This window comes from Pseudoflavonifractor phocaeensis (assembly GCF_016901955.1).
GTDB classification, from domain to species: domain Bacteria; phylum Bacillota; class Clostridia; order Oscillospirales; family Oscillospiraceae; genus Flavonifractor; species Flavonifractor phocaeensis_A.
On record NZ_JACJLC010000083.1, the window covers coordinates 1 to 11,801 of the forward strand.

General features: G+C 60.4%; 6 protein-coding genes and 1 pseudogene. 1 reads left to right on the forward strand and 6 read right to left on the reverse strand.

Annotated features, from left to right (window positions below):
- The coding region (locus tag H6B51_RS14125) for a hypothetical protein (RefSeq protein ID WP_204884286.1) at nt 1-2,552 on the forward strand (2,552 nt) is incomplete at its 5' end.
- Nucleotides 2,553-2,677: 125 nt separating this feature from the next.
- Here H6B51_RS14125 and H6B51_RS14130 read toward each other — a convergent pair.
- From H6B51_RS14130 to H6B51_RS14155, 6 genes and pseudogenes are all read right to left on the reverse strand, one after another.
- Nucleotides 2,678-4,234 carry a hydantoinase/oxoprolinase N-terminal domain-containing protein gene (locus H6B51_RS14130; RefSeq protein WP_204884287.1) on the reverse strand — a complete coding sequence of 519 codons (1,557 nt, stop codon included), beginning with the start codon at nt 4,232-4,234 and terminating at the stop codon, nt 2,678-2,680.
- Nucleotides 4,227-5,321 (reverse strand): DUF917 domain-containing protein, encoded by a 1,095-nt coding sequence (locus H6B51_RS14135; RefSeq protein WP_204884288.1) that lies wholly within the window; start codon nt 5,319-5,321, stop codon nt 4,227-4,229. Before H6B51_RS14135 ends, H6B51_RS14130 begins: the two co-directional genes overlap by 8 nt.
- A gap of 239 nt (nt 5,322-5,560) precedes the next feature.
- Nucleotides 5,561-6,679, reverse strand: a pseudogene (locus H6B51_RS14140) (cytosine permease); the annotation flags it as partial.
- 180 nt (nt 6,680-6,859) lie between these two features.
- Nucleotides 6,860-8,452 carry a PucR family transcriptional regulator gene (locus tag H6B51_RS14145; RefSeq protein ID WP_204884290.1) on the reverse strand — a complete coding sequence of 531 codons (1,593 nt, stop codon included), beginning with the start codon at nt 8,450-8,452 and terminating at the stop codon, nt 6,860-6,862.
- 115 nt (nt 8,453-8,567) lie between these two features.
- A complete protein-coding gene (locus tag H6B51_RS14150; protein ID WP_204884291.1) occupies nt 8,568-9,866 on the reverse strand; it encodes an ATP-binding protein in 1,299 nt (432 codons plus the stop codon).
- A 122-nt stretch (nt 9,867-9,988) separates the two neighbouring features.
- The gene (locus H6B51_RS14155; protein WP_204884292.1) at nt 9,989-11,530 is read right to left on the reverse strand and encodes a recombinase family protein; all 1,542 of its coding nucleotides are present in this window, start codon (nt 11,528-11,530) and stop codon (nt 9,989-9,991) included.
- Nucleotides 11,531-11,801 lie beyond the last annotated feature (271 nt).

The window sequence follows — 11,801 nt, forward strand, 5'->3', positions numbered from 1 at the left end:
CCGGCCTGAAGGAGGTTGAAGGCGGTACCCCCATCCAGGAGATGGAGGTCAGACACAGGGCCCAGGTGGAGCGGGCCCGGCTGGCCGGGGAGTACGCCCGGAGTTTGCCACTGGGCTCCGTCCAGCGGAAAAAGGCCATGGCGATAAAGGAGAAGCAGGAGCTAAAGGCCAACAAGCTGCGCCGCAAACTGAAGGTGGCCCGAATGCCGGAGGGGGAGGAGAAGAAGCGGGAGGAGGCCACCCTGACCCGCCACGGCCACTATGACCGGCTGAAAAAGATCTTCCGAAAAGACAACCCCCTCTCCCACGAGGACGCCGCCTGGACCCTGCCCACGGGAAAGACCATCGTCAACGTGGGTCGGGCCTTTTTCGGCGGCACCAAGCCCATGTACATCTTTGAGGACCGCTCCAGCCCCATCCTGCGGGACGGACAGGTGGTGGGCTACAAGCAGTATCTCTTCAAGGAAGCCACCAACTGCATCGGTATGGCCAAGCCGGAGGGCGCCCTGGTCACCGAGGCCGCCGCCGCCCTGCAGCAAGAGATCTGCGGGCCCTATTCCATCCCGGCCTACGCCGCGATTCAGGACGGGAAGGTGCTGGGCTCCTTCCAGGAAAAGATCGAGACCATCGGCGAGGAACAGCGGGTGGACCTGTTCGCCTGGCAGACCGACCCCCAGGACAACATCCCCGCCGACATGAAAAAGGAGATCCTGCGGGAGCACACCCTGGACTGGCTGCTGTGCAACTTTGACACCAAGGGAGAAAACTTCCTCCACCGGACCGATGGCCATCTGTGCTCCTTTGACAAAGAGGCCTCTTTTTACAAGCTCATGGACCCGGAGGCACAGCATATGAGCACCGAATACAAGCCTCACGCCAACGACACCTTGTACAACACCCTGTTCACCCAGTTTGCTCAGGGCAACGTAACCCTGGATCTGTCTGCCTCCCTGGAGCAGATTACCAAGGTGGAGAGTATGTACCGGGAGGAGTATTTGGGACTGTTTTCCAGGATGCTGGAGGAGAAATACGGCCCCGCCGGTCCGAAAAATACGGCGCGGGCAGCGGTGGAGGAGGCCATCTGGCAGCGGAAAAACCATCTGCGGGAGGAATACCGGGCTTTCTATACCGACCTGATCCGGCGCAGACGCCAGGCACTGGGGGACGACAGCGACTGCGCCCAATATGTGGATGGGCAGGGGGTATTCCGGTTTGCGGACGAACAGGGGCAGGCCCCTGCTCCCTGCGCCCTGCTGCAGCAGGGAATGCAGGAAGAGCGGGCCATGTTGGTGCACTCTGAGAATATAGACCGGCAATTTGCCATCACCAACGGCGCTACCACTTACAGCCTCAGATTGGACGAGCAGGAGGCCCAGCGGCTGAAGCAGGCGTCCAATGGGTTTTTGACCTACCGCAAAGAGGCAAACGGCGTGTGCGTCATGCGCCCAAGTATGCCCGAGCGGGTAAAATTTGGGGAACATGAGGTGGAATTTCGCAAGAACTATAAGCGCTTGACCCGGGCGGTAGCTGGGATAGCGGTTACGCCGGAGGGGAAAGTGCGGGCCGGTGCGGTGGAAAATATCAGGGAAATTTCTGCGGCGATTGCGATGCAGGTGGGCTCTGCCGATCCCACAAGCGATGAAATCTTCTTGAACATCTTCCTGCCGGTCTTTCAGCGGGATAAGGCCCTGTGCGGAAAACAGACCCCGGAACAGGCTGTGGGGGAGCTGATTGAATTCCTGCGGGTGGCCAGAGGCTATAACAGCAAAGGGACCGGCAGCAGCGCCAGCGTCAGCAAAATATCTGTCTTTAATACGGAGGCGTTTGATGCCATCCCCAACCTGATCCAGTTGGGCGAGGCGCTGGATATATCCCCTGAGGCGATGCAACAGCGCATTGCCCAGCTGCGGCAGGAAGATCCCACTGTCACCCAGGAGGACGGGGAAAAAATGATGGGGGAGGATCTGGCCGCCATGCGGGCGGAGTATCAGGCCAATCTGGAGACCATGAGACGCTGCGCCACCCAGGACATGGACTCCGAGGAAGTGTTCCTGCTGGGCGCCTGTTCGGCCAACGGGCAGCTCATCTCCTGCGTCAACAACGCCGCGGGCGAAGGTGATCCGGATACCATGCCGCAGGAACGCTTGCACCGGCATGCCTTTGCCCACCAGATCGACGACGTATTGACCGAAATCCCGGGGCAAGCCTTGGAGCGGCTGTCCACCGTCATGGGCGCACCGGTCACGCTGGACGGCGTTGGAGCGGAGCGCAACCTCCAGTTTATGAATCTCAGCAAAGAGTATGTGACTTACACCTACCACACCGCCGGGCATGTGGGCAATATCGACGGTATGATGATCTCGCTGGAGAGCTTTGCGGCCGAGTCCTATCAGATGACCGGCCCCGGGTTCACTGATCAGGCAGGCATCGGCCTGTTCCGAGATGGTGAAGCGTTCCGGAAATTTTACGGCCGCAACCAGGATGCCATCCTCAACAAGGATCAGGTCCGCCGCAAGAAGTTCAAAGGCAGCGTGTTAGGCAAAGGGATGTGAAGCGCTCTGGCGGTTTCGGCCTTGTGCCGCGATGCTGCGCCGACCCGGTAACGTAAGACAGCGGCCCCTGGAGCCATGGTGCTCCAGGGGCCGCTATGCGCTTGATCATAGAACGCCGCTTCTGCTCAGTTTGCCAGGTCGCCGGCGGCCTTGACCTTTACCCGGTTGGTGTTGCCCGCGTAGTAGGCCAGGGGGACGTCCTCCACTTCGATGATCTCCACCGTGTCCCGGATGGCACCGGCGGAGACGGCCAGGTCCATGGCCTGGGTCTTGGCCTGCTCCAGAGCCTGGTCCCGGGGGGTCTCATCGTAGTTGATGAGCTGTTCAAAGGTGCCGCTCACCTTGGAGATGGCCGAGCCGATGGCGTTGGCGCAGCCAAAGTGGTCGGGCTTGATGACGCTGGCCGCGCCGGCCAGCTTCTCCGGCAGGATGATGGAGCCGCCGCCCACCAGGATGACGTCCATGTCGGCGCTGGATACTTTCATGGCGTCGATGGCGTCCTCCACCATGGTGCCGATAGCTGCCATGGCCTTGCGGGCCAGGTCCTCCGGGATATGGGCCACCTTGGTGGGATCTCCCAGCCGGTACATCCCCAGCCGCACGGCGATGTCCGTGGTGGTGAGGGTGTCGCCCCCAAAGACCAGCGCCTTTTTGGTGATCTCATAGCCCACGCTGTCCGGGCCCACGGTGACGGTGCCGTCAGGCTGCTGGCGCACGATGGAGCCGCCGCCCAGGCCGATAGACACCACGTCGGGCATGCGGAAATTGGTGCGCACCCCGCCGATGGTCACCGCCACGCTGGACTCCCGGGGGAAGCCGTTCTGAATGACGCCAAAGTCGGTGGTGGTGCCCCCCACGTCGATGACGATGGCGTTTTGCAGGCGGCTGAGATAGCTGGCCCCCCGGATGGAGTTGGTGGGGCCGCAGGCCACGGTGAGGATGGGATAGCGGCGGGCGTGCTCCATGGTCATGAGGGTACCGTCGTTCTGGCTGAGATACACGTCCACATTGGTGATGCCCTCGTCGGCCAGACTCTGGGCAAAGCCCTCGGTGAAGCGCTCAGCCACCTTCCACAGAGCGGCGTTGAGGATGGTGGCGTTCTCCCGCTCGATCAGACCCATGGAGCCGATCTCGCTGGAGATGGAGATGTGTACGTCCTCCCCCATGACCTGGCGGCAGAGTTCCGCCGCCTCCAGCTCGTGGTCATTGCGTACTGTGGAGAACACGCTGGAGATGGCGATGGATCTGACGCCCTTGTCCTTCATGCGCTGGAAAAAGGCCCGGGCGGCCTCCTTGTCCAGGGGGGAGAGCAGCTTGCCGTCATATTCAAAGCCGCCGCTGATGACGGCGCTTTCCACACAGATCTGGCGGATGTCGTCGGCCCAGTCCACCATGGGGGGGATGCCCAGGGTGGCGGGGGCCCCCAGCCGGAGAATGCCGATGGGGGCCAGGTTCTTGCGCTCCACAATGGCGTTGGTGCACTGGGTGGTGCCCAGCATAGCCTGACGGATCTGGCTTTTGTCCACGCCGGATACGGCCAGAACGGTACGCAGGGCGGCCAGGATGCCGTCGTAGATATCGCCGGAAGTGGGGCACTTGATGTCCGCGATGACGTTCCGGTTTTCGTCGATGAGTACGGCGTCGGTATTGGTGCCGCCCACGTCGATGCCCAGCTTATACATTCCCGCACACCTCCTTGCAGCGTTCCTCCAGGGGGATATAATCGGTGTCCACGCCGAAATAGCGGGGGCCCACCAGCTCGATGCCAGCGGGACAGCGCCACATTTCAAAGCATTTCAGACCCACCACCAGCACCCGCTTGCCGTACTTGAGGGCGTCGGTGGTGACGGGGGAGAAGGTCTCAGTGTCCACCAGGCAGATCAGGTCGGGTACCGTGGCCACGATTTTGCCGTCCACCTCGGCGGTGAGGTTTTCGTTCTGAAACTCCACCGCGGCGGAGCGGCCCTTGCACGCCCCGATACCCTCCAGCAGCACCCGGCCGAAGTTGAAGCCGGCCCGGGTCTCCCGCAGCACGTCGGAGATCTTCCCCTGAAACAGCTTGTACCCCTCGGTAAACTCCAGGAAGTGCTCCTCCGGGTTTTCGGCGGTCTTGACGGTGCGGATGGCCGCCCCCAGCTGCTGGCTGCGGGTGACGATGCCCCGCACGCCGTACTGCTTCATCTGGGCTCCGTTCATGGGGTAGAGGGAGACGGAGACCGAACCGCCGCAGCTCATGGTCACCGAGCGGGCCAGCTCCTCCGTCCACTTGTTGGTGATGGTCTCAAAGATCACGCTGTTTCCCTTCTCGTCGGTGAGGGCCATGGGGGTGGCGCTGATGCCGCCAATGGTAAAGGTGACCATCTGCAACTCGGGGAAGGCCCGGCCCATGCCGTCCACATCCACCAGAGGCAGGCCCAGCCGGGCCGCCGCCGCGATGGGCAGCATGGAGTTGACGCCGCCCGCCTCGATGGGCATGAAGGCGTAGATCTTCTGCCCAAAGAAACGGGAGACCATGTCGTACAGCCTCTGGTATTCCCCGCCGCCGATGGCCTTCTCCGCCAGGACGGTGGGGGCCCCCATCATGGCGATGGGCACCACCAGGGCGTCGTCGGGCACCTCCTCCGGGTCCAGCAGGGTGACGGGGCCGCAGTCCCGGACGGCGCCCATGGCTACCAGCTTGCCCACATAGGGGTCGCCTCCGCCACCCGCCCCCAGCAGGGCGGCGCCGGTGGCGATATCTTCAATTTCGGGTATCCCGATCTTGCGCAATGCAAACAACTCCTTTTGATAGGTTTTATCCCGGCTCAGGCATCCTTCTTCGGGAAGATGGCCGCCAGAATCACGTACAGCACCAGGGAGACCACGATGCCGTTCACCGGCCCCACAAAGAAGGCGGCGTTCTCAAGGAAGGGCATGGCCGCCACCAGGGCGGGGAAGCTGGCAAAGGTGCCGCCGGTGACACAGGCCACCAGAGCGCCTGCCAGGAAGGCAATGAGGCCGGGGGCGGAGAAGCCGGGGCGGAAGGTGAAGTTCTCCCGCTTCCCCCTGCCGGTGATCCAGTAGGCGGCGATGATGACGCCGGCCAGAGGCGGGATCAGGGCGCTCATCAGGGACAGGAAGTTCTGGAAGGCGTTGAGCAGGCCGAAGGCGGCCAGCAGGGTCCCGATGGCACCGGCGATGCCGGTGGTAACGGCGAACTTGCTTTCGGTAAAGCCCAGCAGGTTGCTGAGGGCCAGGCCGCCGGAGTAGGCGTTGGTGACGTTGGTGGTCCAGGTGGCCAGCACCAGGGCGATGAGGCCCAGGATGGGTACCCCCAGGGAGACCAGAATGGCGGAGATGTCATACTGGCCCGTGACGATGCTCATGAGAGCGCCGGTGAGCAGCATGAACAGCCCGGCGGGCATGACGCCCACGATGGAGCTTTTGACCACGTCGGCCCGGCTTTTGGCAAAGCGGCAGTAGTCCGCCGAGATAACACCCCCCAGAGCGAAGGAGGCCACCACCATGGAGATGCCGTATACCAGTCCGGCGGAGGTCTCAGGGGCATAGGCGGCGATGGCCGCCCCGCCGTCGTGGGTGGTGATGCCGGCGATGAGGCCGTAGAGGCACACGATGACCAGCAGGGGCACTGCGATATAGTTGAGCCACTTCAGGCCCTTGAAGCCGGCGCAGGCGGTGGCCAGCATGATGACCCCCCAGATAATGGAGCTCACCGACACAAAGGCCGGCGTGGCCTCCATGCCCAGCAGGGGAGCCACCATGGCGGCAAAGGCCTGGCCGCAGGTGGCCGACTGGATGCCGAACCAGCCGATACAGGCGATGGCGATGAGGGTGCTGATGACGTACCGGGCCCCCTTTTCTCCCAGAGCTCCTGAGGCCATCACCGCCACCGGCAGGCCGGTGTCACAGGCCTGCATGCCAATAAAGATCATGTACACACAGATCAGGCCGTAGCCGATCAGAATGGAAAGAATGATCTCCGCCAGCGACAGCCCGCCGCCGGTGAGAACGCCGCCGATCATCAGGCAGGGCACACAGATCATGCCTCCCGCCCACACCGCGGCAATGGAAAGCCAGCTTTGGCGCTGACTTTCCTGCACTTCAAATCCACTTTGCGTTTCCTTCATGGTTCTCACATCCCGGTTTCCAAGTATATGACGCAGACGCGGGCCTGGGGCGCGCGTTCCGCCGTTTGAAGCAGTATAGCACTTTAACTCGGTACAGGGATACTGTCGTGAGGGTAAAAAACAAGACCCATCTATTTGTCCGATTGGACAATAGAGCGGGCCCTGTTTGCTGTGGCCATCCTACATCAGACGCCTTACGGCACACGCTTTATAGAGATCCAACAGCTCGGGCATCTTGTCCGCCCGATAGCCCAATAAGCCGGAAATGCGGTGCAGCCGGTATTTTACCGTGTTTTTATGGATGTGGAGCAGGTTTGAGGTAAGTGTGACGCTTCTCTCTCCGTCCAGCAGATAGATGCTCAGCGTCTCCGCCAGGTCCAGTTCCTCGCTGTCCTTTTGAATAGGAACGATGGGGGAGAGACAGGCGTTGAGGGCAGCCTCGCCCCCTTGGACAACAAGGCGACACTCTCTGGAAAAACGGATATCCCCCCAGGTGTAGAACCGCCGTGCCGGGTAGATGCGCATGGCGTCAGCCAAATTCTCCCGGAAGCCCAGATAGGCCTCCCGCACGTCGGCGGTGTTCTGGAGGCCTGAGCAGCGGCAGAACACCACGTCGGGCAGCTGAGGAGCTACCGTCCCCATGACCGAGACGCTCATGCGCTCGGCCTCCTGCTGAGTCTGGGGAGTGCCCATGAAAATAAGCAGCCGGCCGCCGTATACATCCATGATGAGGGAACCGGGAAACCCCACAAAGTACTCCCGCAAGGCAGGCAGGAGGGCCTGGAAACGCTCTTTCGCGTCCTCCTGGTGGGACTGGGCGATCCACATCTCGTGGAGGGAGGCCACGTCCACATGGAAGATCTCAGCCAGGCGGTGCATTTTCAGCGGCTCGTCCTGGAGGATGGCCCGCACCAGCTCATGGATGGCGATCTCACCATGGCGGCGGCCCCAGATATTGATGCAGATGCGGGTGGCGTCCATCACCTGTCCCAGCGCGGCCGCGTCAAAGGGCAGCCCGGCTTTGATGAGCAGCAGTTCCATCTGCTGGCCGCCGTCGGCGGCCAGGCTCATGCGGTACATGCGCGAATCGGGCACGAAGGGGCAGACTGCGCTGCCACCGGGCGGGGGAAAGCTCTGCATGGCCCGGAAGCCGGCAGATACATCTCCCTCGATGCCCCGGGGCCAGGTCACCAGGTTGAGGACATGGAAGGACGCGTCGCACAGCAGCACGGAAGCCGAGACCCGGTCGCTGAGGATCTTGAGGGCGGTGTTAACGGTCTGGAGGCGCTTGGGCAGGGCGGAGATGCCCGCCAGCACGTCCAGCACCACCGAGCTGCTCTCGGCCCGGTCCCGATAGATGCAGCCCATAACGTCGTTGATAACCTCGCCGTAGCGGAGGGTGGCTTCCCCCTCGGGCATGACGATGAGCACAAAATCCAGTTCGTCGGCCAGGGCGATGAGCCGGGGGTCGATGCGGGGGAGGTAGACGCCCACATAGAAGATAATCAGGCCCACCTCTCCCCCTTGGGCTAGGCGGCGGATATTGGCCAGCTGCAGGGGTACGTTGTCCACGCTGTTGAGAAAGCCGGTGATGACGATCTCGCTGCCGAAAAACTCCCCTTGGGGAAAGACCTCGTCCACCAGTACGCCGGGATCGGTGGACTCCAGTACGGAGATGCTGGACACCACCTTGGAAAGGCCCCGATGCCCGCCGATCACCTTTGCCCGGTTGAGAGAGGGTAGTTTCAACAGTTGCTCCACGGTGACGCTCATGGTCTCACCTCCTTATCTGGAATCAAAATATCGGGCCTGCATGGGACATTTTGTGCTGAACCCGGCATGGAAAAGCAGGGAGCCCCCTGTGCAGTTTTCCGGCGTGGCTATGGGCTCAGATGCAGAAGCAGGCATAGAGGGGAACTGATTTCTGACCGCTTTCCATGCCAAAGTTTTTTGTGGAGAGCCGCACAGACTGCTCCGGCTGAAACGTTTTTTGATAGACCTCCAGACTTCTGGCTTTGGTGTGCTCCCCGGCCTTTACCTCAATGGGGAGGATGGCACCCTCCCGCTGAATCAGAAAGTCGATCTCATACCCGCCCCGGTCCGCTGTCCAGTAGTAGCTGGTATAGCCTCTGGCGGTGAGCTGGGTACACACATAATTCTCCGTCATGCCGCCCTTGAAGTCGTCCAGCTCATGGGTGGGGTACAGAATATCCTCCGGTACGATCTCTTTTTTGGCGCACAGCAGGCCCACGTCGGAGACATAGGTTTTGAAGGCGTCGATATCCCGGTAGTTCTCCAGAGGCTTTTTGACCTGCTCCACCCGGTAGATACGCTTGACGATCCCGGAGAGGACCAGCCATTCGATGGCATTTTCAAACTCCGAGGCCCGTCCGCCCTTTTTCACCAGCTTGTACTGGAAACGGGTGTTCTTTTTGGAGAGCTGGACCGTGATATTATCGTAGACCAGCCGGGTCTTTTTGGACTCGTTCGCCTTGTTGTATTTGCTCATGTCGTTGAGATAGGCGGCCAGAAGGGTGTCCTGAATATGCCGGACCAGAACATAGTCCCGGGTCTCGATAAACTTGCTGACACAGTCGGGCATACCGCCCACCAGCAGGTACTGCCGGTAGTAATTCAGCGCCGCCTCATGGAGCACAGCGGGCATGGGGGTATCGCGGGCAAAACAGTCCCGAATCTGCTCCACCAGCTCCCCTTCGCCGCAGGCCAGCAGGAATTCCTCCAGGTCCATGGGATACAAAGTTTTCATATCCACCTTTCCCACCGGGAAGGAAAATTTCTGTCGGTTGACCGCCACCCCCAGCAGACTGCCGCAGGCAATCACATGGTAGGCGGGGGCCAGCTCACAAAAATATTTCAGGCTGGTTAGAGCACGCTCGCACAGCTGCACTTCGTCGAAAATCACCAGTGTCTTTTCCGTCACGATGCTCTGTCCCGCCAGACGGGAGAGCAGGGGGATCAGATAGCCGGGCTCCAGACTTTCGTCAAAGGCACCGGCCAAACCTGGATTGGTCTCAAAATTGAAGTAGGCCACATTCTCGTAGTGCGCCTTTCCAAACTCCAGAAGGGCATAGGTTTTGCCCACCTGCCGGGCCCCCTGTAAAATCAGCGGACGGCGGTAGGGACTCTGCTTCCAGTCCAGAAGATATCGGGTTATTTTCCGGTACATCATCACACCTCCGCTGTGGAATTCGATAAAATTATAGCGTAATTTAATGCAAAAAACAAGTCGAAATTTACACTGAATGTTAAAGCAAGAGGGCGTTCTGCATCTGTTGCGCAGAACGCCCTCTATTCGGTCAAAAGTCCAAGCTCATTGGAAAAAGTATAAGTAATTTCAATGTGGCCATCTTCAAAAATCAGAATCTTCCTTACGGTTTCCGCCACTGTGACGCGGTCCAGACTGGTCAGCTTTCCATGCCGGAGCAGGGATTGGACCCACGGATGGAGCAGCAAGTCTTTCTCCTGCGGCGCTTCCAGTTGCTGAAGCTGGGCGGACAGCTCCCGCTCCTGCCGTTCATAGTCCGTCTGATAGCGCAGGAAGTCCTCCTTGCGGAGCAGCCCGTCCCGGTAATCCTCATAGGCTGATTTCTTCAAGCGGTAGAGACGCTCCAATCCTCCCTCCAGGCGCGCCCGTTCCCCCGTTCTTCCTTTGGGGGACTGCTGCTCTGCCTCCTCCGCCAGTGCCTGAAGGTCTTGCACCGACGCAATGATTTGGTTCAGGTCATGTAAAACAATTTGTTCCAGAACCGCATGGGAGATACTGTGTTTGGTGCATACTGTGGGCCCATACCGCTTATAAGAGCCGCAGCTGTAGTAAATTCCGCCCGCCCTTCTGGTCTTTACCATGGCCCGCCCACAGTCTCCGCAGCGAAGGAACCCGGCGAAGGGGCTCTGGTTTTGGTCAAAGCTGAGCTGCCGGGTCCGTTTGTGGAGCAGGGCCTGAACCCGCTCCCACTGTTCCGCTCCAATGATGGCCTCGTGGGTGTCCGGAATCACGGTCCAGTCCGAGCGGTCCAGCTGGACGGCTTTCCCATGCATGGTGGGGCGGAAATTCCGGCCCTGTTCCATATTCCCCGCATACATCTGATTTTGCAGAATGCGGTGGATGGTGGCGTAGGTCCAGTAGGTGGTCTGGTCCATTTTGCGTCCGTTGTGGTATCGTTCTCCCAGAATACGCTTGTACTCGCTGGGACTGGGGATCCCTTCGGCGTTGAGCTGTTTGGCGATCCTGACCTTGCCCCACCCCTGCTCAAAGAGATCAAAAATCCGCCGCACCACTGGGGCTGCGGCGGGATCGATGATTAAACGGTTATGATTGACCGGGTCTTTTTGATAGCCATAGCTGGGGAAAGCGCCCACAAATTCCCCTCGCTTCTGCTTGGTACGGATGGCGGAGCGGACCTTGTCCGAAATATCCCTGGCATACTGCGTGTTGAAGATATTTTTCATGGGAAGGAGCATATCATAGCGCCCCTGTTGGCTGTCCACGTGGTCGTTGACGGCGATAAACCGCACACCCTGGGCGGGGAAGATCCGCTCCAGGTAGCGGCCCATCTCGATGTAGTCGCGGCCGAACCGGGACAGATCCTTGACCAGAACACAGTTGATCTTCCCTGCTTCGATGTCCCCCTCCATTCTCCGGAAGGCGGGGCGGTCAAAGTTGGTGCCGGTGTAGCCGTCATCCTGGTAAAAGTCCACCAGATGCAGCTCCGGGTGGGCTTCGACGTACTGCTCCAGCAGCTTGCGCTGGTTGGCAATGCTGTCGCTCTCCGCCTTGTCGCCGTCCTCCCGGGACAGGCGCAGATAGCCTGCTGTGTTCCAAGTCTCCATGGCCGCCCCACCTCCTTCCGTGTGGCATTATGTAAAATTACGGCTTGTGGGCTTGGATCAGCCCTCTCAGCAGTTCCTCCGGGCCTTTCTTGCCGTCAAAGTGACGGGTCACCTGCCAAGATGAACAAGTAGCAGATTTTGTCGTTTCGATGGTCATGAAATCACCTCCTACAATAAAGTTATGGTTCAAGGCGCGGCAGCCAGCCGCGTCTTTTTCCATCTCAAAGCCGAAGCTGTTAGAATGGGAGAGCAAATGGCCTGACATAGCTCA